At 33.9% G+C, this 23,812-nt stretch carries 24 protein-coding genes; 5 read left to right on the top strand and 19 right to left on the bottom strand.

From position 1 onward, the window contains the following. Positions 1–7: 7 nt before the first annotated feature. Positions 8–1,195 (bottom strand): tRNA 2-thiouridine(34) synthase MnmA, encoded by a 1,188-nt coding sequence (mnmA, locus tag PBT91_RS11930; protein ID WP_270058690.1) that lies wholly within the window; start codon positions 1,193–1,195, stop codon positions 8–10. Positions 1,196–1,353: 158 nt separating this feature from the next. Further along, positions 1,354–2,016, bottom strand: a complete 663-nt coding sequence (locus PBT91_RS11925) for a toxin-antitoxin system YwqK family antitoxin (RefSeq protein ID WP_270058689.1) — start codon at positions 2,014–2,016, stop codon at positions 1,354–1,356. A 92-nt stretch (positions 2,017–2,108) separates the two neighbouring features. Here PBT91_RS11925 and PBT91_RS11920 point away from each other — a divergent pair, with 92 nt between their 5' ends. Further along, the gene (locus PBT91_RS11920) at positions 2,109–3,074 is read left to right on the top strand and encodes a fasciclin domain-containing protein (RefSeq protein ID WP_270058688.1); all 966 of its coding nucleotides are present in this window, start codon (positions 2,109–2,111) and stop codon (positions 3,072–3,074) included. Between the two features lie 71 nt (positions 3,075–3,145). Here the strand turns inward: PBT91_RS11920 and yidC are convergent, their stop codons facing one another. From yidC to PBT91_RS11890, 6 genes are all read right to left on the bottom strand, one after another. Beyond that, entirely contained in the window at positions 3,146–5,011 is a 1,866-nt protein-coding gene (yidC, locus tag PBT91_RS11915; RefSeq protein ID WP_270058687.1) for a membrane protein insertase YidC, read from the bottom strand. Between the two features lie 165 nt (positions 5,012–5,176). After that, a complete protein-coding gene (locus tag PBT91_RS11910) occupies positions 5,177–6,796 on the bottom strand; it encodes a CTP synthase (RefSeq protein ID WP_270058686.1) in 1,620 nt (539 codons plus the stop codon). A 157-nt stretch (positions 6,797–6,953) separates the two neighbouring features. Continuing rightward, the gene (locus tag PBT91_RS11905) at positions 6,954–7,187 is read right to left on the bottom strand and encodes a DUF3820 family protein (RefSeq protein WP_270058685.1); all 234 of its coding nucleotides are present in this window, start codon (positions 7,185–7,187) and stop codon (positions 6,954–6,956) included. A gap of 60 nt (positions 7,188–7,247) precedes the next feature. Next, complete coding sequence (locus tag PBT91_RS11900; RefSeq protein WP_270058684.1) at positions 7,248–7,616, bottom strand: response regulator; 369 nt, start codon at positions 7,614–7,616, stop codon at positions 7,248–7,250. Continuing rightward, the gene (locus PBT91_RS11895) at positions 7,613–8,482 is read right to left on the bottom strand and encodes a histidine kinase (protein WP_270058683.1); all 870 of its coding nucleotides are present in this window, start codon (positions 8,480–8,482) and stop codon (positions 7,613–7,615) included. Before PBT91_RS11895 ends, PBT91_RS11900 begins: the two co-directional genes overlap by 4 nt. A 19-nt stretch (positions 8,483–8,501) precedes the next feature. After that, positions 8,502–9,089, bottom strand: coding sequence for a carboxymuconolactone decarboxylase family protein (locus PBT91_RS11890; RefSeq protein WP_270058682.1), 588 nt, complete (start codon positions 9,087–9,089; stop codon positions 8,502–8,504). 250 nt (positions 9,090–9,339) lie between these two features. Between PBT91_RS11890 and PBT91_RS11885 the strand changes: the two genes are divergently transcribed. Further along, entirely contained in the window at positions 9,340–10,878 is a 1,539-nt protein-coding gene (locus PBT91_RS11885; RefSeq protein ID WP_270058681.1) for a GH3 family domain-containing protein, read from the top strand. Positions 10,879–10,880: 2 nt separating this feature from the next. Here the strand turns inward: PBT91_RS11885 and PBT91_RS11880 are convergent, their stop codons facing one another. The 7 genes from PBT91_RS11880 to PBT91_RS11850 all read right to left on the bottom strand — a co-directional run bounded on the left by PBT91_RS11880 (position 10,881) and on the right by PBT91_RS11850 (position 16,312). Further along, positions 10,881–11,480: a hypothetical protein gene (locus PBT91_RS11880; RefSeq protein ID WP_270058680.1), complete on the bottom strand. Its 600-nt coding sequence runs from the start codon at positions 11,478–11,480 to the stop codon at positions 10,881–10,883. Between the two features lie 230 nt (positions 11,481–11,710). Beyond that, a complete protein-coding gene (locus PBT91_RS11875; RefSeq protein WP_270058679.1) occupies positions 11,711–12,190 on the bottom strand; it encodes a DUF4168 domain-containing protein in 480 nt (159 codons plus the stop codon). 283 nt (positions 12,191–12,473) lie between these two features. Beyond that, positions 12,474–13,043 (bottom strand): hypothetical protein, encoded by a 570-nt coding sequence (locus tag PBT91_RS11870; RefSeq protein WP_270058678.1) that lies wholly within the window; start codon positions 13,041–13,043, stop codon positions 12,474–12,476. Between the two features lie 46 nt (positions 13,044–13,089). Then, positions 13,090–13,818 (bottom strand): sulfotransferase family protein, encoded by a 729-nt coding sequence (locus tag PBT91_RS11865; RefSeq protein ID WP_270058677.1) that lies wholly within the window; start codon positions 13,816–13,818, stop codon positions 13,090–13,092. 10 nt (positions 13,819–13,828) lie between these two features. Then, entirely contained in the window at positions 13,829–14,740 is a 912-nt protein-coding gene (locus tag PBT91_RS11860) for an aminotransferase class IV (protein ID WP_270058676.1), read from the bottom strand. 1 nt (position 14,741) lies between these two features. Continuing rightward, positions 14,742–15,317 (bottom strand): pentapeptide repeat-containing protein, encoded by a 576-nt coding sequence (locus PBT91_RS11855; protein ID WP_270058675.1) that lies wholly within the window; start codon positions 15,315–15,317, stop codon positions 14,742–14,744. 419 nt (positions 15,318–15,736) lie between these two features. Beyond that, positions 15,737–16,312, bottom strand: coding sequence for an NUDIX domain-containing protein (locus tag PBT91_RS11850; RefSeq protein WP_270058674.1), 576 nt, complete (start codon positions 16,310–16,312; stop codon positions 15,737–15,739). 225 nt (positions 16,313–16,537) lie between these two features. Between PBT91_RS11850 and PBT91_RS11845 the strand changes: the two genes are divergently transcribed. Beyond that, entirely contained in the window at positions 16,538–17,575 is a 1,038-nt protein-coding gene (locus PBT91_RS11845) for a GMP reductase (RefSeq protein ID WP_270058673.1), read from the top strand. A 65-nt stretch (positions 17,576–17,640) separates the two neighbouring features. Here the strand turns inward: PBT91_RS11845 and PBT91_RS11840 are convergent, their stop codons facing one another. The 3 genes from PBT91_RS11840 to PBT91_RS11830 form a co-directional block, all read right to left on the bottom strand. Next, positions 17,641–17,880, bottom strand: a complete 240-nt coding sequence (locus PBT91_RS11840; protein ID WP_270058672.1) for a PLD nuclease N-terminal domain-containing protein — start codon at positions 17,878–17,880, stop codon at positions 17,641–17,643. 315 nt (positions 17,881–18,195) lie between these two features. Further along, positions 18,196–19,419, bottom strand: coding sequence for a diaminopimelate decarboxylase (gene lysA / locus PBT91_RS11835; protein ID WP_270058671.1), 1,224 nt, complete (start codon positions 19,417–19,419; stop codon positions 18,196–18,198). Between the two features lie 106 nt (positions 19,420–19,525). Beyond that, entirely contained in the window at positions 19,526–20,704 is a 1,179-nt protein-coding gene (locus PBT91_RS11830) for an MFS transporter (protein WP_270058670.1), read from the bottom strand. A gap of 275 nt (positions 20,705–20,979) precedes the next feature. On the opposite strand from PBT91_RS11830, the gene sucC reads away from it, so the two are divergent. Together sucC and PBT91_RS11820 are read left to right on the top strand one after the other, a co-directional pair. After that, complete coding sequence (sucC, locus tag PBT91_RS11825; protein ID WP_270058669.1) at positions 20,980–22,173, top strand: ADP-forming succinate--CoA ligase subunit beta; 1,194 nt, start codon at positions 20,980–20,982, stop codon at positions 22,171–22,173. A 374-nt stretch (positions 22,174–22,547) separates the two neighbouring features. Beyond that, the gene (locus PBT91_RS11820) at positions 22,548–22,898 is read left to right on the top strand and encodes a hypothetical protein (protein WP_270058668.1); all 351 of its coding nucleotides are present in this window, start codon (positions 22,548–22,550) and stop codon (positions 22,896–22,898) included. Between the two features lie 97 nt (positions 22,899–22,995). On the opposite strand, the gene PBT91_RS11815 is transcribed toward PBT91_RS11820, so the two are convergent. After that, positions 22,996–23,808, bottom strand: a complete 813-nt coding sequence (locus tag PBT91_RS11815) for an MBL fold metallo-hydrolase (RefSeq protein ID WP_270058667.1) — start codon at positions 23,806–23,808, stop codon at positions 22,996–22,998. Positions 23,809–23,812: the final 4 nt, after the last annotated feature.

Genomic DNA, 23,812 nt, shown 5'->3' with positions numbered 1-23,812 from the left:
CTGAAATTTAAGAAATTACTCCAGATCCTAATAATTCTTCACCTTCATACCAGGCGACAAATTGACCTTCAGTAATAGAAGCTTGCGGCTCTTCGAAAACTACATACATGCCATGCTCAGTTTGATGTAGCGTAGTATCCTGTAAAGGCTGTCGGTATCGAATCCTCGCTTTTATTTTTTTGGTTTCATCTGTTTTTAATCGTAAATCTTCACGAACCCAATGCACTTCATCTTTGTTGATAAAAAGTGCTTTTCTATAAATCCCTGGATGATTTTTTCCCTGCCCCGTATAAATTACATTTTCTTCAACATCGGTATCTATTACGAAAAGCGGCTCTGGTGTTCCGCCAACGGCCAAACCTTTACGTTGTCCTTTGGTGAAATAATGCGCACCCTGATGTTTACCAACTATTTTCCCATCATTGGGTTGATATTGGTGTTTTCGAGCAAGAAATTTCAATTCTTCAATTTTAGATTCAAATTCAGGAATATCATTTTTATAAGTTGCGATATCCGATTTAATTTCTATAATATTACCTTCTTTAGCCTTTAGTTTCTGCTGAAGAAAATCTGGAAGACGAACTTTTCCTATAAAACAAAGACCTTGTGAGTCTTTTTTATCTGCCGTAATAAGTTCTTGTTCTGTAGCTATTTTTCGAACTTCAGATTTTTGAAGTTCGCCAATAGGGAACAAGGTTTTAGAAAGTTGCTCCTGAGTTAATTGACAAAGAAAATAAGACTGGTCTTTATTATTATCTTTCCCAGATAATAATTGATAGGTAGTTTCTCCATTAGTTTCAAACGCTGCTTTTCGGCAATAATGACCTGTAGCCACATAATCTGCGCCTAGAGACAAAGCAATCTTCATAAAAACATCAAACTTAATCTCACGATTACACAGTACATCTGGATTAGGTGTTCTACCACGTTCGTATTCATTAAACATGTAATCTACAATGCGCTCTTTGTATTGCTCGCTTAGATCTACCGTCTGGAATGGAATACCCAATTTTTCAGCAACGATCATTGCATCATTGCTATCTTCTAACCAAGGACATTCGTCTGAAATGGTAACAGAATCATCATGCCAGTTCTTCATGAATAATCCAATAACCTCGTATCCTTGTTCTTTTAAAAGATATGCTGAAACACTACTATCTACACCACCCGAGAGTCCTACTACAACTTTTTTCATAGAAATTAAACTTGATAGACCAAGCCTTTTTGGATTGATCGATTATAAAGTCGAAATAAAGTGTACAAAATTACGAAATAAAAAAAGGTGACGAAAGCCACCTTTGTATTTGTCGTATTTTAATATCTAAAAATCAAATATAAAATAGCTTATTTTAATCAATTTTGATCTTCAATTCGTCTGCCATTATCATAATCACCTTCGGCAACCCATTCGCCTGCCGGATTATAATAGGTTTGGTGACCATCTAATTCTCCATTTTTATAGTTTAAATCTTGTAAGAGCTGGCCGTTATCTGCGTAAATCTGGCTCTTTCCGTTCTTAATATCGTTTTTATAATTTGTTTTTTCACCAATCTTTCCATTTTTAAAATAAGTGGTTTGAGGACCATCTAATTTTCCATCTTTGTAGAATTCAGACATCATTATTTGATCGCTTTCATGATGGTAAATAGTCCATTTCCCTGCGCGTTTTTTATTTAACATCATTCCTTCGCTAATTACTTCGCCCTTCTGGGTGTAGTATTTTACAGCAACCGAATCACTACCGGTTTCAAAATCCATAATAGCGCTTGGGTGTTGATCATAACCTTGTTTGTAAAACTTAAATTTTCCTGTTTCTTTACCATGATTAAAGACTCCTTCAAACTTTGTTTGGTTGGTTCCTGGAAAATTTACTTTCCATAAGCCATCTCTTTTGCCTTGGGCATCTTTTTGATTAGGGCCTTCCTGAGCAATTAGACCTTGGAAAAAAAATAAAAGTATCGTCACTATGGCGAGCTTAGAAATATTTATCTTTTTTAAGTTAAGTGATACGTTCATAAATTGGGGTTTTCAAATTAACAGATATTACACAAATATTAATTATTCTCTACTTATTTTAGTCTCCATCAAATATAAATATCGATGAATCTATGCTGAAATTATCAAAGATCGTACTATTTTTTGTTTTGTGTTCATCATTTTTTTCATGTGGTACTTCAGATGATCCTGGAGATGTAAATATAGCTGAAAACACAATTAGCAATTTTCTTTTGAATAATTCAAATTATTCGGTGTTGGCAGCCGGTCTAAATCGTACTGGATTAGATTCCCTTTTAAACACGACACAGCAGTTCACGATTTTTGCGCCTACTAACGCAGCTTTTAATAGCTTTTTATCTGATAATGATTTTACCAATATTAATGATGTACCCCTAGATGCATTAGAAAATTATTTACGTTATCATGTTCAACCAGGTGCTATAACGTTGGGTGAGTTTCCTGACGGCTATATTAGAAGCTTAGCCATAGGGAATGCATCAGATCGCTTACTAAGTATGTATACGTCTACAGCAGATCATATTTTTTATATAAATAATGAAGCAGAGGTTGTAATCGCCCAAGCTAATATTAAACTTGATAATGGATATTTAAATCCTATAAAAACATTTTTATCTTTACCTAAGATTGATGATTTTTTGTTGGTAAGTCAGGAAGAATCAGCACTTAGTTTTTATAGTTTGCTTTCAGCTAATTCTTCGCGAAATTATTTAGAAGATTTGAGATCTGAAGAAGAAGTTTATACAATTTTGCAGGCTTCAGAGGAAGCTATTCAAAACTTTTTAGAAGCTAATGATTATGCGAGTATTAGTGATATTCCGCAGAATACTTTAGAAAGGATAATTGAAAATCATATTATTTCAGCAGAAAACATACGCACCGAAGCAATTGTTGACACATTGAATGTGACCGCAAATAGTGGTAGACAATTGAAATTTTACGAAGATAACGGCCCGAAAATTATTTTAGAAAATGAAATTGTTGTTAATATAACTACGCCAAATATTCAGGCTGTAAATGGCGTAATTCAGGTAGTTGATCAAATAATAATTGAATAAGAAGGTTCAATCTCAAGAAATAAAAAAGCCATTCTATTAGGAATGGCTTTTTTATTTTATATCAGAAAATATTACTTCTTGTTTTTCTTTTGCTGTTCTTCAGCCTGCTCCATCATTTCCTGCATTTTTCTGGTAAACCTATTTTGCTTTTTAGGTTTTGCTTTATTTGCCTGAATTTTAGCATGTATTTTATCTTCGTCTACAATCACATTTTTAATCACTAACATAATCCCAATAGTAATTAGGTTAGAGGTGAAGTAGTATAAAGATAAACCACTGGCGTAGTTATTAAAGAAAAATAACATCATTAGTGGCGATAGATACATTAAGAACTTCATGTTTGGCATTCCCGGCTGTTGATTGGCCTGCATGCTTTGTCCTGTAGTCATTTGCATATAGATAAAAATGGCTACAGAAGCTAAGATTGGGAATAAACTAACGTGTTCTCCATAAAATGGAATATGGAAAGGTAGTTCTGCAATAACATCGTAGCTTGATAAATCGTCTGCCCAAAGGAAACTCTTTTGTCTTAACTGGAATGCACTTGGGAAAAACTGAAATAATGCATAGAAAACAGGAATTTGCATTAAAGCCGGTAAACAACCACTCATAGGGCTGGCGCCCGCTTTGCTATACAGCTTCATGGTTTCCTGCTGCTTCTTCATCGCATTATCCTTATACTTTTCGTTAATCTCGTTAATCTCTGGTCGTAAAACCTTCATTTTGGCCTGAGATAAGTAAGATTTATACGTTACCGGAGAAAGTACAATTCTAACCACAATGGTCATCACGATAATAGCAATACCATAACTAGGTAAGAAACTACTTAAGAAAGCGAAGAATGGAATAAAAATATACTTGTTAATCCATCCAAAAATTCCCCATCCTAAAGGAACAATTTCATCTAGGTTACGGTTGTATTCTTTTAGAATTTTATAATCTGTTGGACCATAATACCAGTTCATATTATAATTCAACTCACCGCCTTGAAGTTCCAAAGGTGCACTGGCTGCAAAAGCCTTTGTATACAGTGTATCTACTTCTTCATCCTCAACTAAATTTTTAGAATGAAATTTAGCGTTTTTAAAAGGAGTGTCGGTTAGTAAAATAGAACTAAAAAAGTGTTGTTTGTAAGCGATGTAAGAAATATTCTCATCTGTTTCTTCATCATCGCCGTGGCCTAGATCATCGTATTTGTCATCCTCGTATTCGTACGCCAATACGGTGTATTTATTTTCGTAAGAAATACTTTTAGAGTGACGATACGCTTTTAAATCCCAATCAAAATTGATGGGTTGCGATCCATTTAAAACGCTCGCTAAACCTTGAGAACGAATGCTGAAATCCATCATGTAATCGCCGGGTTTTAGCGCATATCTGTATTCCAGAAATTTATCTTCTGAAACTTTTAATTTCATGGACAGAATTTCGCTATCACCATTCTTGGATACGCTAGGTTCAAAATACAGATTTTCTGTATCTAAAGTACGTCCATCTGTTGTATTGAAATTAAGATTGAAATTAGCATTACCATCTTTTACCAGATAAACTGGTATAGAATCGTAAGTTTTATAATTTTTTAAAACAGCCTCTTTAATATATCCACCTTTATTAGAAACTTCTAGCCTTAAAACATCGTTTTCTATAACAGTAGTGTTTTCTTTTGCTGAAGCTAGAGTAGCAGAATATCCAAAAGCACCAAGCCTGTTTTGTGCTTGCGCCAATGCAGCAGAATCGCTGACAGCTGCATTGTTGTTGTTTTCGTTTGCTAGTTGCTGATTGCTGTTTGGAGAGTTTGTAACCTGCTCTGTAGTAGCGGGAGCAGTTGTTTCCTCTTGTGGCTGCTCCATACTATTAGTATATAGCATCCAGATTAAAATTCCTCCAATTAAAATAAATCCAATAATGGATTGGATATCAATCTTCTTTTCTTCCATTCTAAAATTTTCCTAAAAATCTTTAAATCCTTAGATGAAGCTTTGCTTCGTTACGGACTTTTCTGAAATAACTTATTTTATATTTTTCACCTAATTACTTTAATCACGGTAAAGTTGATATTAGTCAAAAAAGCGACCAATAATTATACAGGTGTCAAAGTGGCATTATGCTTTATTTTTTGAATATTCGTGTGCTGCTTTTACAAAAGCCACAAATAAAGGATGCGGGCTAGCTACCGTACTTTTATATTCTGGGTGATACTGTACGCCAACAAACCATGGATGATCCTGAAGTTCAACTACTTCAACAAGCCCTGTATCTGGGTTGATACCCGTACTACGCAAACCTGCTTTATCTAATTGTTCTTTGTATTTGTTATTGTATTCGTAACGATGTCTATGTCTTTCTTTTATATCTGCAGTTCCGTAAACATCATGAATAATAGATTTATCACTCAAATGGCAATCCCATGCACCAAGTCGCATAGTCCCGCCCATATGGGTAATATTTTTTTGTTCTTCCATAATATCGATAACCGGATGTTTTGTGGTATCGTCCATCTCGGTAGAATTCGCTCCCTTAAGCTTTAAGACATTACGTGCAAATTCAATTACTGCCATTTGCATTCCTAAACAAATCCCTAAAAATGGTAATCCATTTTCACGCGCAAACTGCACCGCATCAATCTTTCCTTCGATACCACGTTCACCAAATCCAGGAGCAACTAAAATTCCATCTAAGTGAGAAATTTTATTTTTTATTGTATTCTCATTAATAAATTCGGAATGAATACTTTCAATATTTACTTTTACTTCATTCTCGGCTCCGGCATGAATAAAAGCTTCTAAAATCGACTTATATGAATCCTGAAGTTCTACATATTTTCCAATAAGACCAATTCGAACTTCAGCTCTTGGATTTTTATGACGATCCAAGAATTTATTCCATTGTTCTAGATTGGGTGTAGTTTCGTCTGGTAGGTCTAATTTTTTCAGTGTAACGGTATCTAAACCTTCCTTCAGCATTAAATTTGGTACGTCGTAAATGGTAGGAGCATCGATAGACTGTATTACAGCTTCTTGCCTAACATTACAGAAAATAGCTAATTTTCTACGAATATCGTCTGAAAGTTCGTGTTCTGTTCTACAAACAAGAATATCAGCTTTTAGTCCGCTTTCCATTAAAGTTTTTACACTATGTTGGGTAGGCTTTGTTTTAAGCTCTCCGGCTGCAGATAAAAACGGAACCAAAGTTAGATGAATGATTAGTGCATTCTCGTCTCCTAATTCCCATTTTAATTGGCGAACAGCTTCAATGTAAGGTAAAGACTCAATATCACCTACAGTTCCACCAATTTCAGTAATAACGATATCATATTCTTTTTTCTTTCCTAGAATCTGAATACGATCTTTAATTTCGTTGGTGATGTGGGGTACTACCTGTACAGTTTTTCCCAAGAATTCCCCGCGGCGTTCTTTTTCAATAACGCTTTGGTAAATTCTACCGGTAGTTACATTATTTGCCTGTGAGGTATTTACGTTTAAAAAGCGCTCATAGTGACCAAGGTCAAGATCTGTTTCTGCCCCGTCTTCGGTTACATAACATTCGCCATGTTCGTAAGGATTAAGAGTCCCAGGATCCACATTAATATATGGATCTAGTTTCTGAATAGTGGTTCTAAAGCCACGAGCTTGTAATAATTTTGCTAAAGATGCTGCGATTATCCCTTTTCCTAAAGAAGAGGAAACGCCACCGGTAACAAATATATACTTGGTTTCGGCCATTTTTTTAAGAGTGTTTGAAGCGTTCCAATTATTCAGGGCGCTAAATTACGAAGAAGAATAGAAAAAGCGGCTAAAATTAAAGCCTAATATTTAAGGATTCTTTAAGGCTTTTTAAATTAGATGTTTTATGGGAATTGAGCGAATTTTAAAAATTAATTTATAGAGGTTTTGGATATCTTTTACGTATTTCTTTCAGTAATATTTCCATACCGTTCACTTTAAGTTCGTGAACTTGTTTTAATTGATTTCCAAATTTTCCGGCGGGAAACCCTTTTTTGTTAAACCAGACGTAGTAAGGCTCTGGAATATCTGATAAGTACCAATCCTTGTATTTTCCGAATGGCATTTTTGTATACGCCAGTTTTAGTAATTCTTCTTGATTATTATTCATATAAAAAAAACCGCAAAGCTAAGACATTAACTTTGCGGTAAATATTAATATTCGAAATTTTTAATCCATTTTCAAAAATGGAGCGATTTTAAGAAATTTCGATTTGTTAAGTGGTTTAACAACATAATCCATTACAAATGAATATTCTTTAGCTTTGGCTATGTCGATTTCACTTGTGCTGGAAGATAGAATTATAATTTTATTATTTAAGCCTAAGTTTTGCATAGCATCCATAAATTCCCATCCAGACATTTTCGGCATATTAAGGTCTAGAAGAATAATAGAATTGCTAAGGCGTTTCACCTCTTCTAATGCGATGGTGCCATCGGTAAAATCTTTGATATTTTCGATATATCCCGCGTTTTCGAGTATTTTTTTTGTGATGAAATTTGCAATAGGTTGATCATCAACTAAAATGATTGGGGTCATTTTTTATTAGCATTTAATTGTATTAATTCTTTCGAGGCCATTTCTATTACCTTTTTTACAACCTTATCCATTTCCTCAGCAGAAATCTTCAGCATGGGTAATAATTCTTTTCTACAGCTTTCGTCGTCCATGATATCAAATAATTCAATGATTCCCTGGATTCTTGATAGTGGCTCTTTTACATTGTGTGCATTAAGGACAGAAATTTTCAATAATTTTTTATTTTTTAGGGTAATTTCATTTGTCCTTTTTTTAATTATTTCTTTTTGATTCTTGTTAATTTCGTTTATTTCATTGTTTTGGACTTTAATAGTATGTAAAGCTTCTTCAAGAATACTATTTTTTTTTGCCAATTCTTTTTTCAGGGTAATCTCTTTAAATTTAGCATCAAAACTGTCTGCAGCTAATTTTAAGATTTCGATATCTCTAGTAGCGAATGGTCTGGTATCATCACCAATTAAAGAAATGAGAATTCTATGATCTCCTTTATCGAATAACCACGACCACAGTAACGGATTTTTTAAAGTAGCGACGTCTAATCTTTGATCGATAAAATCCTCTGGAATATTTGTTGTTCTAACAGGTATACCTGTTCTTAGTAATTCTTTATCTAGAGAATGAAGATCGGCTAAGCTTTTATTATTAACCAAAATTTCATTTTTACATAAGGAATATTCTAGAAGCTCATTTTGCTGTTCAATAGTTATCCTAAAAAGATGAAAATTTAGTATATATTTTAAATGCTTTTCTGCTATTTTTCCTACTTCCTCTAAAGTACTGCATCTATTAATTGCATTTGCAAATTTAGAATAGGCCTCGTAGGTAATTCTATATAATTGCGATGCATTGTTTTGAATGGAGGCCATTAAAAATTAGGTGAGAACTTTATTCTGGAGTTTCTAATAATTCATTATCTATTTTAATTCCAGAAACATCGGCAATGGTATTTAACATGTTTACAAGATCTGCTTGTGCCATTAACTCCTGTATTTCAGCATTTGAAAATCCTACACCTTCTAGTTCAGCAAAATCGTCGTCTGAAATTTCACTATGCTTAAGTGCTGCTTTGGTGACAATGGTCACTGCTTTTCTATAGCTGGCGGGCATAGAAGGAGAATTAATATTTTCTGTAGCTTTAAAACCTTCTTCCTCAGAGATCATTGAACTCATACTATCAGCAAAAATACCGTGAGCATGCGAACAATAATTACAACCTCTGGATTTTGAAACATTATAGATAATAAGTTGCTTTAAAACATTAGGAACATCTCCCTTCATTAAAGTGTTTTTCAATTTGTTCCAGTTTCCTTCAAGAAGGATAGCGTTTGATCCCTGGCATTTAAACCAGTTTAGGACAAAAGGTAACTGTAGTGTTTTCTTCGTATCATCATAGATGGCTTTCACTTTGTCTGAAGCTTCATCGTAAGATATTATAGGGTATCTGGAAGAATTTTGTTGAATTTTAGAATCCATGTGTAGTTAAAATAAAATATATTAATATTTAATTTTCAGGGCTATATATCATATATTAATTGCAAAATAAGTAAAAAAAGCTTTTAACATAATATAAATACTATAATTTTATCTGCCTTTATTTTATATTCTTCAAAAGGTTGTTTTTATAAAACACTGTACTCGTTAAAAATTTTATAAATCAAAGCCAATAAATATAAGAGCTGTTTAGATTTAATTATCTTCAAAATAAAATTAAATCGACCATAAAATGGCTATAAGAGGATCAATAATTAAAAGTTTAATTGACTTAAGAGGAACTATAGTTTCTGAACCAGATGCTTTTAAGGCACAAAAAGAAGTACTTACAAATTTGCTTGAAAAAGCTAAGAATACTTCTTTCGGAAAATTTTACGGCTTTTCTAAAATTCTAGAAGCAGAAAATATTGAAAAGGCATTTGCAGAAAAGGTGCCTTATTTTGATTATAAAACACTTAACGATCGTTGGTGGTCGCAAATACACGAGGGAGCTGAAGATATTACCTGGCCAGGTAAACCACATTATTTCGCACTAAGTTCTGGAACTACCGGAAAATCAAGTAAAAGAATCCCGGTTACAGATGAGATGGTAGAAAGTATTAGAAATGCTGGGATCAAGCAAGTAGGAGCTTTAGCCAATTTTGATCTTGAGCCCGAGTTTTTTGAGAAAGGTATTATGATGCTGGGAAGTTCTACAGATCTTCAACATGAGGGGGATCATGAAGAAGGAGAAATAAGTGGGATAAGTGCGAGTAACATTCCGTTTTGGTTTCGTAGTTATTATAAACCGGGAGAAGAGATTTCTAAGATTGAAGACTGGGACGAGCGTGTAGAGCGTATTGCTGAAAATGCTAAGAATTGGGATATTGGAGCTTTAAGCGGCATACCTTCCTGGATGGAATTGATGTTGAAAAAAGTTATAGAATATCATAACGTAGACAATATCCATGAAATTTGGCCAAACTTACAGGTTTACGCTAGTGGTGGTGTAGCTTTTGAGCCTTACCAAAAGAGTTTTATGGCTTTAATGGGGAAACCTATAAAAATAATAGACACTTATTTAGCTTCAGAAGGATTTTTGGCTTTACAGAGTAATCCAGATTCTAAAAGTATGAAGCTTATTTTGGATAACGGAATATACTTTGAATTTGTTCCATTTGAGCCAGAATATATTAACCAGGATGGTTCTTTAACTGAAGATGCTCCAACAATACCTTTAGCAGATGTTGAAGAAGAAAAAGAATATGTGCTTCTAATAAGTACTGTTGCAGGGGCATGGCGATATATCATTGGAGATACTATTAAATTTACCGATAAAGAAAACTTTGAAATAAGAATAACAGGTAGAACTAAATTTTTCCTAAATGTTGTAGGTTCGCAATTATCTGTAAATAAGATGAATGATGCCGTGCAGGAGCTAGAAGAAAAATTTGATATTAAGATTCCTGAATTTACCATTGCTGCAAAAAGATTTGAAGATGGTGAATTTTATCACTCATGGTACTTAGGAACCACCGCTGATAATTCTAACGAACAATTAGCAGAAGCCTTGGATAAAAGTCTTAAAAATGCCAACAAAAACTATGGCGTAGCTAGAAGCAAAGCTTTAAAAGGTGTAAAAGTAACTAAAGTGCCGCCAGAGATTTTCCCAGAGTGGAGTGGGGCGAACAAAAAGAAAGGTGGACAGGTGAAAATGGAAAAAGTAATGAACGAAGAGAAATTTGCAGAATTTGAAAAATTTGTTCAAAAACAGTTAAATGAAAAAGGCTAAAATCAGTCTTTTTCATTTAGTTTTTCCTCTTTGATTTCATCAAGCTCTTCAACAAGCTCTACTATTTCTTCTTGAGAAAGGTAGAGCTTTTTTATTCTGCTTTTATATTTTTCTGAAAGATTGGATTGATTCAAAATAAAATCTTTGGTAGCGATAATATTTTCTCCTAATCCATGGTTTACAGCGTAGGTATCTGCAGCTCTTTCAGCTTCCCGGATATAATTTTTAGAAGTGAGATATCTTATTCCAAACCATAGTAAATTTATACCACTACGATTTCTATAGTCCATTATATGGCCTAGTTCATGCCCAATCCATCCTACAATAACTTCAGATGGTGCAGAGGTTACTGTAAACACTTCGTCTTCAATCTCTATTTTTTCATTTATAAAAATGTAGTATGATCTTTTTTTGCGATTTTTAAAGATGCCCCAAAAGCTGGGTTGCGCCTGCATAAAAGATTTTTTAATATTTTTTTTGAACTTAAGCGTTATAGGGGTGTCTTTTAGTTCTGGATAATGGGACAAGGCTACGTAAGCTTCTCTCCAAATAGTGTCGGGTACAATTTTATTGGTAAATTTTAAACTATCTTTTTGTTTCATGTGTTGGGCTTCACAAATGTTAGAGAAGATACAGCTTAGCAATAATAGTAGCGTGGTGATCTTGATTCGTGATTTCAATTTTTTTTGGTTCAATTTAAGCAATGTCAGGTTTTGTTTAAAGTGCCTGCTGTTAAAATGGATTTAAAAATACTTTAATTAGCCCGATTAACACATAAAAAAAGCAGCAATAAAAAATTGCTGCTCTAATATTTTAAAATCTAAAGCGTTAATTAACCTTGTTGCATCATTTTTTGCAAACGAGATTGTAATTCTTGATCTGATTGTAGTGCCATTGCCAATTTCTGGTAACGTTCTACAGTTAATCCCTGATCTTTTATCGTGGTTTCCATTTTCTTCTGAAATTCGCCTTGCATGCCTTCTATTTCAGATAAGATAGCTGCATGTTGTTCTAGCTCTTCTTCGCTAGCTTCAACTTCCTTATTTGGATCCTGACTTGCTTGATGAATTTCATTGAATCGTTGTACTTCCATACCACCATCCTGAACAGTTTTCATCATTTTTTGATTTACCTGTTGGTTCATCATTCTCAAACCTTGATATGCTTTGGCAAACTTAGAAAGTTCAGCATCACTTACATCTACATTTACCTCTTGTTGTTGCTGCATAGCAGGTGTTTGTGCTACGGCAGCGGTACCAGCCATAAGGGCAAATGCAAAAAGTAAACCTGCAATCTTTTTTGACTTCAACATAAAATTTTCTCTTTTTCTTGAATTAATATCCTGTAAACCTATTATTAATAGATTGGCATTCAAAATAATTTTGATTAAGAATCTACACTTTGAGAATATCTTAACAACTATGATTAGTTAATGTTAAGGCCTACATTTTATATAATAGGATTACTTTTTCTCTCTTACGATTTATTTATCGCACACTAATGGAAATATTTCAATTTTAATGCCAATCCTCAAAATGCGACTAACATTGTTGTCATATTTTCAAAATATTTAATTATTAGAGATAAAGGTTAAATCACCGATTTTCAGTTTTCTGGATGTTTATTTTCAGTTCTTTTTGTAGCTTCAGAATAGAAAATACTTCGATGGCGAAGAATAATATGATGGCAATTTTCGCGTAGTTCCAAATTAATGTGCTGTATTGCTTATCATCAAAAACGGTAATTATTACTGCGGAAATAAGTATTATAAAACCTAAAATAGCCAGTGGAAGTTCTGGATAAAATCTAAGATTTGCTTTTTTTACCAAATTTTCAAATTCATCGTTATTAGCGGTAGTAATCGTTGAAGTATTTTGTAGGAATTTCTCGTGTTTTATTAATTTAATTTGGCTAAGAATTTTAGAACAAAATATCAAAGCCACGATAGCCATCATTACCAAAACTCCAGCTTCGTTCCACGCTAAAAAAGAGTTATTTCCACTAAGATCCAATACGATGGTCGATAAGATTAAAGACCAGGCGAGAACGCAATAAAAAGTGATAAAGTAAGACCACCTATTTAGTGTTTTAATTTTTTTATCATAGTCGTGAATCTCTTTTTTATTAAATCTGAAAATATTGATAATAGCTAAGCGTTCCTGCATTGTTTTGAGTTTGAGAGTGCTTCAAATATAGCGAATTCTGGATTTTTTAAATAGATCGCTTTTTTAATACTTCGTAATGCGGAATACATTCCTCTAATAATGGCAGTAAATGTTCAGGAATATTTTTCTTTTTTGGTATATATTTTTGGAAACCGGTCGATTTGTGCACATTAGAATACCAATACTTTGCCCAAATTCCATCTTCTGGAATTGCTCCTGCCTTCCAGCTCAGCATATTTTTATCGAAAGGAATTCCGATAAAATCACATAATTTTTTGAGCTTAATTTCTGGATTTTTTAGAGTTTGTGTAGAATCTAGTACAATTGTTTTAGCGTTTAAATTATCCAATTTTTTTAAGATTTTGGTATGGGCTGCATAGCCAACATCTTGCATCGTAGGATTTTTGATTACCTGATTGAAGGACGGAATCATATCCCTAGGGTCTCGTGTAAGTAAGACATTAGTCACTTCTTTTAAAAATGAAGTATCTAGATCTAATAAATGGTGCGTCATATTCTTGAAAAATAGTACAGGTTTCTCTCTATTTTTCAGCATCATATCTATTACCGCATTTCCATTAGATTCCATACTATTTATTATTTCCTTAGCCCCTGGATGATAACTTGCAGCATTAGTTTGTTTTAAATAATACCCATAAAGCGGTTCATCAAAAACTTTGGTGTCTTTACGTTGTGCGAAAGAATACATGGTGGCCGTAGAAATATTACGGGGACAAGACCACAAGCAAATTCTTTTAATTTTTTGATCGCTCATCTTTATCTAATTAGGAACATTCTTCTTCGATTAATTGCTCGTAGAAACCACTAAGCTTTTTAGTAAAATCGCCATAGTTGCCCTTTCCTATTATTCTTCCATCGATTTTAGTTACAGGAGTTAAACCGCCAAAGGTGCCTGTAACAAAAGCTTCATCTGCACTGTAAACATCAAATAAAGAAAAGTTTTTTTGTTTACATATTATTTGGTGTTTTTCGCATACTCGTATAACATTTTGCCTGGTAATACCATTCATACAATATTCTCCAGTAGATGTCCAAACTTCGTTATTCCTTACTATAAAAAAGTTGGTGGCATTACAGGTACTTACAAAACCGTTTATATCTAACATTAGCGCTTCATCTGCCCCAGCTTCTATAGCTTGTACTAAGGCTTGTACTTCATGTAATTTAGAATGACAATTTAAGCGAGGATCCAGATAATCTGGGCTTCCTCTTCTAATAGTGCTTGTAAATAGCGTAATACCTTTTTCTTTACTTTCTTTACTTGCTTTTTTATGTTCAGCAATAATAACAACATTAGGACCGCTAATAGTTAATCTTGGGTCTTGCGAAGGTGTTTTTTTTATTCCGCGAGTAATCATAACGCGTACATGGACGTTATTACTCATATTATTAGCTTCTAGAACCTTCCAAACTTTCTCAAGCAATTCTTCTTTACTGAAAGGAAAATTCATATCTACACTAGCGGCCGCGCTCCACAGTCTATCTAAGTGCATATTAGAAAACGCCAAATGTCCTTTGTATATTCTAAAAGCTTCCCATATACCGTCACCAACCAGGTAACCACTGTCAAAGACAGATATTTTGGCGTCTTTACGATTATACAACTCATCGTTAATCATAATTTTTATGTTCGCATTCCTGGGATCTTCGATTGCGTTATGTGTACCATGAATCATATTATTCAATTTTAATATTGAAGCTTTGTAATAATCCTATTAAATTATCTGAAGCAAATATTGCTTTTGCAATTTGGTTTTGAGTTGGATGGATGTTGAAATTTTTAGCCGACTTGAAATCGCATCGCTGCAAGTTAGTATCTTCAAAAATAGCCCCCTGTAAATCGCAGTTGGTGAAATAGGAAGCAGTGAAATCGGCATTGCTAAAATCTACCTCCTTTAAGGAGCAACGTTCAAAATTTGTATTTTTAAGTTTAAGATTGTAAAAAGAAGAGAAGTCTATTATTGAATGTGAAAAGTAAAAGGATAGCAAAAAAGGATTGCAGCTATCGAAGTTTAGTCCTATTAATTTGCAAGACTCAAATTGCACCTGATTGAACTGTGTGTTTTTTATATTCGCATTACTAAAATCACAGTCTAAAAATTCACATTCAGAAAAGCTAACTGCAGCTAAATTTACAGCATTAAAATTGCAATTTTTAAAAACACAAAACTCATATTCCCCTTTTTGAAAGTTTTTGTTTTGAAAATCTACATTGATAAATTCTTCTTCATCACAATATACTCTATTGTTCATCTTATTTAATTCAGTTTAAATGGAACTAAGAATGTAACAGGAAAAATAATAAAACTTGTATCTAAATAAGAATTTATTCTGTTTTTTTAAGAAGAGGTATAAAGAAGAGGCCCACGCCAAGGCCTAGCAAGATTCCAGATAACAATACGAGGTCATCTTTTCTATCTATTTCAAAAAGTAATAAAGCAAATATTAGGCAAAATGTTCCTAATATACGCTGTTTTTTCATATTTGGCATAGAACCTTATTTAGATGGTTAAGCCATGGCCAACGAGTGTCAATAGCAAATTTCGGTTGGGGCGATATTCGAATTTATTGCAATATAAAAGTATTATTTGCTTGTATTCTAATAGATTGTGTTAATATAGCACAAACTTTTTTCAAAAATAATTTTATACTCGTTCTCGTGTTTTATTGTTTTACATGATCTTATTTATCTTCATGTGTTGTAAAAGAATGATGGTTTTAGCATCAACGATTTTACCCGTAGCGATCATTTCGTAGGCTTCTTCAAAATCAATTTCTATAATTTCTATTTCCTCTCCTTCAGAAGCTAATCCGCCTCCTTTTCCTATTTTCATAGATTCATCATAAGGAGCGACGAAAAAGTATATTATTTCGGTTACTGCACCCGCAACCATATAAGAGTGAAATAATCGTTTTGGTGTTTTTATTCTATAACCGGTTTCTTCTTCAGTTTCTTTTACAATACATTCCTCTGGTGTAAGTCCGTCTAAAAGTCCTGCACAGGCTTCAATTAGGTAACCATCTTCATTCCCGTTAACATAAGTAGGTATTCTAAATTGGCGTGTAAGGATTATTTTTTTCGTTTCTAGATTATAAAGAATAATTGCAGAGCCGTCTCCTTTGTCATAAACTTCGCGGTTATGAATCTGGCGAGTTCCGTCTTTACGCTCAAAGCTATAAACATATTCGTTTAAAATGGCCCATTCATTCGATAGTACTTTCTTTTCAATAATCTCTATTTTCTTCAAGGTTCAATAATTTTATAATAAAGTTAGTCTTTTAGTTTTCAGGAAAAAGAATTAGAATTTTTGGTTTTGCTTTGTGCCTGTTTATCTGGTGTAGATTAAATTCGAATAATTTTCGTTAGTTGTTGGGCGTAAAGCATTTTTAAGATTTTGGTGAAATTTAATTAATCATACTGAATTTATATCAAACTAACTTATATTTTTGAGGGTAACTAAATTGAAAGTTGAATGAGAATTGAGCAGGATTTAAAACTTGGGTTTAAGGATGTGATGATACGTCCAAAGCGTTCTACCCTAAAAAGTAGATCACAGGTAAGCCTAGAGCGAACGTATACTTTTTTGCATGCAAAAATTACCTGGACCGGTACACCAATTATGGCAGCTAATATGGATACCGTAGGAACATTTGAAATGGCAAAAAAGTTAGCTGAGAAGAAATTGTTTACGGCAATCCATAAGCATTATACTATTGAAGAATGGAAAACTTTTATTGAGGAAACCTCACCAGAACTTAAGAATTATATAGCGGTAAGTACAGGAACGGGGAAAGAAGATTCTAAGAAATTAAAGGAAATTTTATCACTCTCTAAAGATCTAAAATTTATCTGCATTGATGTTGCAAATGGTTATTCTGAACATTTTGTAGAATTTTTGGAAAAAACCAGAGAGAATTTCCCTGAAAAAGTAATCATCGCCGGAAATGTTGTGACAGGTGAAATGGTAGAAGAGTTGCTGATAGCCGGAGCCGATATTGTAAAAGTAGGGATAGGACCAGGATCGGTTTGTACCACAAGAGTGAAAACCGGAGTTGGCTACCCACAATTGTCCGCAATTATTGAATGTGCCGATGCAGCTCATGGATTAGGCGGGCAAATAATAAGTGATGGTGGTTGCGCTATTCCTGGAGATATTGCAAAAGCATTTGGTGCTGGTGCCGATTTTGTGATGCTGGGAGGTATGCTAGCTGGCCATGATGAAAGTGGTGGTGATATTATCGAATTACAGGGTGAAAAATATAAACGTTTCTACGGAATGAGTTCTAACACTGCAATGGAAAAACATGCCGGAGGCGTAGCAGAGTATCGTGCGAGTGAGGGTAAAACAGTAGAAGTGCCTTATAGAGGAGCCGTTGAAAATACACTGCAAGATATTCTTGGAGGACTTAGAAGTACCTGTACTTACGTTGGTGCGAGTAGGTTAAAAGAACTTACTAAAAGAACAACATTTATAAGGGTTGCAGAACAGGAAAATACCGTTTATAAATAAATTTATAAATAAAAAAAGCTCTCAAATATAATGAGGGCTTTTCTTATTTCAAACGTTATAGGGTGCTATTGAATGTTAGACTGAATTTCAGTATTTAAAACCTTTTCTCTTCCGATAGATAAATACAGGAATGATCCAATAATAGGAATTAAAATTACCACTAAAGTCCACATCAATTTGCCTCTCTTTTTAAAAGCGTTAGAATTTCTTACAATACTAAGAATACAAAATGCAGGGAACATTATAGCTAACAATCCTAATGATTGCAGTATAAAAAATTGAAGTTCTTGATCAATAAAATTCATAATAGGGTGTTAAAATGTTTGGTCTTACGAATATAATAAAAAAAAACATTAAAATTAACTTTATGTTAATTTATTTCTATTTCATTGTTAATTAATCATTCCTCTGATGGCTAGATAGTTACTCCTTAATTTTAGCGAAATGCGCTATTATAGCTGGTTTTATGCTATTGAATTGATTGCATTATTTTATGATTTTTCTATTTCAAAATTTTTTAAGAAAATAAAAAAAGGAGCAAGAATTATCTAAAATCTGTTTAACCTGATTTTGGAAAATTCTTACTCCTTTTAATATGAAAAATGAGCTACGGTAATTTTTTATGCTTTGACTTCTTTAGAAAAGTCAAGTTCAATTTGATGTTTTAGAAGATCATCAAAAGTTTCTCTTTCCCTAATAAGATGTGCTTCTTTATTGTACCATAATACTTCAGCGGGACGAAATCTAGAGTTAAAATTACTGGACATAGAGTAGCAGTAAGCTCCAGAATTGCTAAACGCCAATAAGTCGCCTTCTGTAATTTCAGAAATTCTGCGGTTAGAAGCAAAGGTGTCGGTTTCACAAATATATCCTACAACCGAATAAAATCTTTGTTTTCCATCAGGATTAGATATATTAGAAATTTCGTGATGCGAGCCGTAGAACATAGGTCTTATTAAGTGATTAAAACCAGTGTCGATTCCTGCAAAAACTGTAGATGTGGTTTGTTTTATAACATTTACTTTGGCCAAAAATTTTCCAGATTCGCTAACAAGATATTTTCCCGGCTCAAAAGCTAGTGTTAGATCTTTGCCGTATTCTTTACAAAAAGACTTAAACCTTTTAGATAATTCTGCACCTAATTCTTCAATATCAGTTTCTATGTCGCCAGGTTTATAAGGTACTTTAAACCCACTGCCAAAATCAATAAACTCAAGATTATCAAAATTTCTGGCGGCATCAAATAATATTTCTGAAGCCTGAATAAATACCTGAATATCCAGAATATCACTACCGGTATGCATGTGAATTCCGTTAATGGTCATTCCTGTGTTTTCTACAATTCTTTTTAATAAGGGCATTTGATGAATTGAAATACCAAATTTCGAATCGATATGTCCTACTGATATTTTCGAATTTCCCCCAGCCATAACATGTGGGTTAATCCTTATACAAACGGGAGTTTTAGGATGTCGGGTGCCAAATTGTTCTAAAATCGACAGATTATCGATATTTATCTGTACACCAAGTTTTGCAACTTCTTCAATTTCTTCTAATGATACGCCATTTGGGGTATAGATAATTTTAGAAGGATCTACACCGGCTTTTAAGCCAAGACGAACTTCCTGAATGCTTACGGTGTCTAAACCACTTCCTAATTTATTTAAAAACTTAAGAATAGATATATTTGAAAGCGCTTTTACAGCATAATGGATTCTAAGGTTTTTAACACTGCTAAATGCATTGGTTAGTCGCTTGTATTGTGCTTCAATCTTTTCGACATCATAAACATAAACGGGACTTCCATATTCATCTGCAATTGCAAGAAGATCTTGATTTGTCATTTTTATTTTCTAAATTTAATGAGACCAAAATACTGGCCTAATCCATTTCCACCCAAAAGAATATCAAAAAAATAACGAATTTGAACAATCTGTTATTTCTGTAAATTTAAGCTTCAATTGGGTTAGGTGCTTTATTTTTATTTTTCTTCCGCAGATAAATAACAACAAAACTGAGAATAATACCAGCACTAGCCATTCCTGCGCCCACAAAATCTGCCGAGGTATAAGCATATCCAGCAGCAATTGGCAACCCGGCTAGATAGGCACCAGAGGCATTCCCCATATTAAATGCACTTTGATTTAATGAAGATCCCAGCATTTCAGATCCTTTAGCGGAATTGATCACCGCCATTTGTACAGGTGTAGAAAGGCAAAATGCAATGGTCCCAATTAAAAAGGTCATCACTAATACTCCAATTTTATCATGGGCTAGATAGGTATTAGATACGAGTGCAATAACCATTAATATGAGTGCAATTAATACCGCATAAATAGGAGAGAAGCTCTCGGCCAATTTTGCTCCTATAAAATTTCCTGTAACCATTCCTAAACCTGCTAAAATCATCGCGTAACTCACCACACTTTCGGGATGGCCTGCAACATCTGTAATTAATGGAGCGATATAACTGTACCATGCAAAGAATCCGCCTGTACCAATAGTTGTTAGCAAAATAACCATCCAGAGCTCAAGTCTTTTTAGCACTTTAAAATCTTTTACTATTCCTTCTGGAGAGCTTTTAGGTAATTCTGGCATCCAAAATTTGATGCCTAAAATTGCGCAGATACCCACTATTCCAACTAAAAAGAAAGCAATATTCCAATTAAAATTATGTCCAAAATAAGTTCCAAGAGGCACACCTATTACATTAGCTAAAGTTAGCCCTGTAAACATTGTAGCAATAGCTCGCGCTTCTTTACCGGGTTTGGCAAGTTTACTTGCAACCACCGCTCCAATACCAAAAAAAGCACCATGTGGTAAGCCAGATAGAAATCTTGAAATTAGCAAGAGCGTATAGCTGTTTGCAAATGCAGATAATGTATTAAAAACGGTAAACCATAGCATTAGGAACAATAAAGTTTTATGAGCGGGCCATTTACCGCCAATCCCTGTTAGTAGCGGTGCACCTACAACAACTCCTAACGCGTAAGCTGAAATAAAATGCCCTGCTTGCGGAATGGTAATATCTAATGCTGAAGCTACATCGGGTAAAATACCCATTATCACAAATTCGGTCATACCAATGCCAAATCCTCCTATTGCTAATGCGATTAGCGCTTTATTCATAAATCCTTTTGTATAATTTGAGTGCGGTTGATCTCAAATGATTAATTTTAGCTTTTCTTAAAAGCGCAAAAATAGTTGAGAATACTCAGAAAATAGAAAAACACTTGGATTAATTACGATAACCTTATAGTCTGAGCTGTAATATGTTGAAATCGCCTTCTATTTAAGCAGAATTAGTAGATTAATACAAAATGTTTAAGGCAAATTTATTGGTCTAATACTTTTACATTTGTTACTTTTGTTTACCATAATTAAAACTGAAGAAATACCTGATTATGAACATACACGAATATCAAGGAAAAGAAATACTAAGCAGTTTCGGCGTACGTACCCAAAGAGGTATTGTAGCTCACAGTGCAGAAGAAGCTGTAAAAGCCGCAAAAGAATTAACTGAACAAACCGGTACCGGATGGCATGTGATTAAAGCACAGGTTCATGCAGGTGGCCGTGGTAAAGGTGGCGGTGTTAAACTAGCTAAAAACCTTAAGGAAGTTGAGCAAATTGCAGGAGAAATTATCGGGATGAATCTTGTAACTCCGCAAACTTCTGCTGAAGGTAAAAAAGTTCATCAGGTATATATTGCAGAAGACGTTTACTATCCAGGAGATAACGAACCAGAAGAATATTATATGTCTGTATTGCTTAATCGTTCTACAGGTCGTAATATGATTATGTATTCTACTGAAGGTGGAGTAGATATCGAAACCGTTGCTGAAGAAACTCCGCATTTAATTTTTACTGAAGAAATCGATCCTGCAACTGGATTAATGCCATTTCAGGCTAGAAGAATAGCTTTTAATCTTGGGCTTAGTGGAACCGGGTTTAAAGAAATGACAAAATTCGTAATGTCGCTTTATACTGCTTTTGATAAATCTGATTCTTCCTTATTTGAAATCAATCCTGTTTTAAAGACAAGTGATGATAAAATTTTGGCAGTAGATGCTAAAGTTACTTTAGATGATAATGCACTTTTCCGTCATAAAGATTACGCAGAGATGCGTGATAAACGTGAGGAGAATCCAACAGAGGTTGAAGCTAAAGAAGTAGGTCTTAACTACGTAGATTTAGATGGTAATGTTGGCTGTATGGTAAATGGAGCCGGTCTTGCAATGGCAACTATGGATCTTATTAAGCAAGCCGGTGGTGAACCTGCAAACTTTTTAGATGTAGGAGGAACTGCAGATGCTAAGCGTGTTGAAGAAGCTTTTAGATTAATCTTGAAAGATGATAAAGTAGAAGCAATTCTTGTAAATATTTTTGGAGGTATTGTACGTTGTGATCGTGTGGCGCAAGGTATCGTGGATGCCTACAAAAATATGGGAGATGCCATTAAAGTACCAATTATCGTTAGATTACAAGGTACAAATGCAGATGTTGCTAAGAAATTAATCGACGAAAGTGGATTAGCGGTTTCTAGTGCAGTACAATTTAAAGAAGCAGCTGATAAAGTACAGGAAGTTCTTGCTTAAATATCAGTCAAATTTATACAAATAAAGCTCGCATTTTGCGGGCTTTTTTATTCTAGGAGGGTAAATACCCCGAGGCTTGCCTCGTTAGTAAATTTTTAAAGTTTGAAAACGCGTTCAGCTAAGATGCTCCGTGGGCTTGCCTCGGAGAAATTTACTTTATAGAGATCAATCTTGGGGGGTTATTAATAATAAACCTTGCCAAAAATTTATATGTATTATAAAAAATGTTCTGTTGACTAGACCTTAAAATATTTGTTTATCAAATTTTTTCACTTCTGTAATAGTTAAAAAGAACTTAAAAAATTATTAGTTGTGTAACATTCGATTGCTAACTGTCGTCTTTAGAGTGTATTAAACTTTTAAAAAATTTAATCATGAAAAGATTACAATCCTTATTGCTCGTAGTAGCAATCGCAATTTGCAGCACGTTCACTACAAGTGCAAACAATTTAGAAATGGCTTTTGAGCCAGATCCCAGAATGATGAGCCTAGAAATTTCTTCTTTACTGAAGAATCATGAGTTGGACTTAAAGAAAGATGTTAGAGCAAATGTACTTTTGGCTATCAATAAAGACAATGAAATTGTTGTGCTTTCTGTTGAAGCAGATAATGACGAAGTAAAGCGTTTTATTAAACAAAAATTGAATTACAAAAAGATTAATTGTGCCGTAGATCCAGATGTAGAAGAATTTAAATTACCAGTTACCCTTAAAGCTAAATCTTAATTCCCGTAGTTTCTAAATATCAATCAATAAACGTAGAAAATAACAAAGGCTGTGAGCACATCAACTCACAGCCTTTATTTTTTGAATAAGAACAAGTTTACATTTCAGGATACCAGTCCAAAAGAATTACCTCAATATCTTTATTCTTTTCTTCAACTAGAGATTTAAATTTTTCTACATCTGCCAACCCATCTTTTCCGCGGTAGTGATAAGGATAAACCTTTTTAGGAGCAAAAGCTAAAACACCTTCTGCAGCCTGATCTACCGGCATAGTGTAAGGAAGGTTCATGCAAACTAACGCAGCATCAATATTCTTGAGATTTCTCATTTCCGGAATATCTTCAGTATCTCCAGAAATATATAAACGCTTTCCATCTTTTTCAATGATATATCCATTACCACGACCTTTAATATGCATGGCATCATCAGCCTCTGGTAAATTATACATAGGAATGGCCTCGATTGTAAAACCATCGATTTCCTTCGAATCTCCGTTATTCATTACCATCAGATTTTGTTGTAAAGAACTTGGTAATTCATCTTTTACTGCTTGCGGAACTATGATCTTTTTATCGTCTAATTCTAATCCTTTTAAAGTAGCTGCATTCATGTGATCGCCATGAATATCAGTCACCAAAATAAAATCTGGTTTATCTACATTTTCAAAAGCTTCTGCTCCTCCAACAGGATCGGTATAAAATACAGCCGTATCCCAATTGATTACTGCAGTTGCATGAGAAATAGGTTCGATATGAATAGTTTCTTTATCTTTTGACTCTGTTTCATCCTCGTTCATGTTTACAACTCCGTCTTCAGCCGGAATCATTGTTCCTGGTTTCGCCTCTGTTTTTTCATTTTTGCAGGCAAATAATGAAAGCACAGTAGCAGCGGTAAAAATTATTTTTTTCATTCTG

It is taken from the genome of Zunongwangia sp. HGR-M22 (assembly GCF_027594425.1).
Lineage (GTDB): Bacteria > Bacteroidota > Bacteroidia > Flavobacteriales > Flavobacteriaceae > Zunongwangia.
This window is presented reverse-complemented; position numbering and strand designations above follow the sequence as displayed.

Excerpts from the sequence above, each read along its gene's own strand:
- PBT91_RS11845 (WP_270058673.1), top strand. The coding sequence starts at position 16,538 with ATGAGAATTGAGCAGGATTTAAAACTTGGGTTTAAGGATGTGATGATA.
- PBT91_RS11820 (WP_270058668.1), top strand. The coding sequence starts at position 22,548 with ATGAAAAGATTACAATCCTTATTGCTCGTAGTAGCAATCGCAATTTGC.
- sucC (WP_270058669.1), top strand. The coding sequence starts at position 20,980 with ATGAACATACACGAATATCAAGGAAAAGAAATACTAAGCAGTTTCGGC.
- PBT91_RS11860 (WP_270058676.1), bottom strand. The coding sequence starts at position 14,740 with ATGATTCATGGTACACATAACGCAATCGAAGATCCCAGGAATGCGAAC.
- PBT91_RS11865 (WP_270058677.1), bottom strand. The coding sequence starts at position 13,818 with ATGAGCGATCAAAAAATTAAAAGAATTTGCTTGTGGTCTTGTCCCCGT.
- PBT91_RS11905 (WP_270058685.1), bottom strand. The coding sequence starts at position 7,187 with ATGAATAATAATCAAGAAGAATTACTAAAACTGGCGTATACAAAAATG.
- PBT91_RS11920 (WP_270058688.1), top strand. The coding sequence starts at position 2,109 with ATGCTGAAATTATCAAAGATCGTACTATTTTTTGTTTTGTGTTCATCA.
- PBT91_RS11925 (WP_270058689.1), bottom strand. The coding sequence starts at position 2,016 with ATGAACGTATCACTTAACTTAAAAAAGATAAATATTTCTAAGCTCGCC.
- lysA (WP_270058671.1), bottom strand. The coding sequence starts at position 19,419 with ATGACAAATCAAGATCTTCTTGCAATTGCAGATGAATATGGAAGTCCC.
- PBT91_RS11830 (WP_270058670.1), bottom strand. The coding sequence starts at position 20,704 with ATGAATAAAGCGCTAATCGCATTAGCAATAGGAGGATTTGGCATTGGT.
- PBT91_RS11885 (WP_270058681.1), top strand. The coding sequence starts at position 9,340 with ATGGCTATAAGAGGATCAATAATTAAAAGTTTAATTGACTTAAGAGGA.
- PBT91_RS11880 (WP_270058680.1), bottom strand. The coding sequence starts at position 11,480 with ATGAAACAAAAAGATAGTTTAAAATTTACCAATAAAATTGTACCCGAC.
- mnmA (WP_270058690.1), bottom strand. The coding sequence starts at position 1,195 with ATGAAAAAAGTTGTAGTAGGACTCTCGGGTGGTGTAGATAGTAGTGTT.
- yidC (WP_270058687.1), bottom strand. The coding sequence starts at position 5,011 with ATGGAAGAAAAGAAGATTGATATCCAATCCATTATTGGATTTATTTTA.
- PBT91_RS11900 (WP_270058684.1), bottom strand. The coding sequence starts at position 7,616 with ATGACCCCAATCATTTTAGTTGATGATCAACCTATTGCAAATTTCATC.
- PBT91_RS11895 (WP_270058683.1), bottom strand. The coding sequence starts at position 8,482 with ATGGCCTCCATTCAAAACAATGCATCGCAATTATATAGAATTACCTAC.
- PBT91_RS11840 (WP_270058672.1), bottom strand. The coding sequence starts at position 17,880 with ATGAATTTTATTGATCAAGAACTTCAATTTTTTATACTGCAATCATTA.
- PBT91_RS11910 (WP_270058686.1), bottom strand. The coding sequence starts at position 6,796 with ATGGCCGAAACCAAGTATATATTTGTTACCGGTGGCGTTTCCTCTTCT.
- PBT91_RS11870 (WP_270058678.1), bottom strand. The coding sequence starts at position 13,043 with ATGCAGGAACGCTTAGCTATTATCAATATTTTCAGATTTAATAAAAAA.
- PBT91_RS11890 (WP_270058682.1), bottom strand. The coding sequence starts at position 9,089 with ATGGATTCTAAAATTCAACAAAATTCTTCCAGATACCCTATAATATCT.
- PBT91_RS11875 (WP_270058679.1), bottom strand. The coding sequence starts at position 12,190 with ATGTTGAAGTCAAAAAAGATTGCAGGTTTACTTTTTGCATTTGCCCTT.
- PBT91_RS11855 (WP_270058675.1), bottom strand. The coding sequence starts at position 15,317 with ATGAACAATAGAGTATATTGTGATGAAGAAGAATTTATCAATGTAGAT.
- PBT91_RS11815 (WP_270058667.1), bottom strand. The coding sequence starts at position 23,808 with ATGAAAAAAATAATTTTTACCGCTGCTACTGTGCTTTCATTATTTGCC.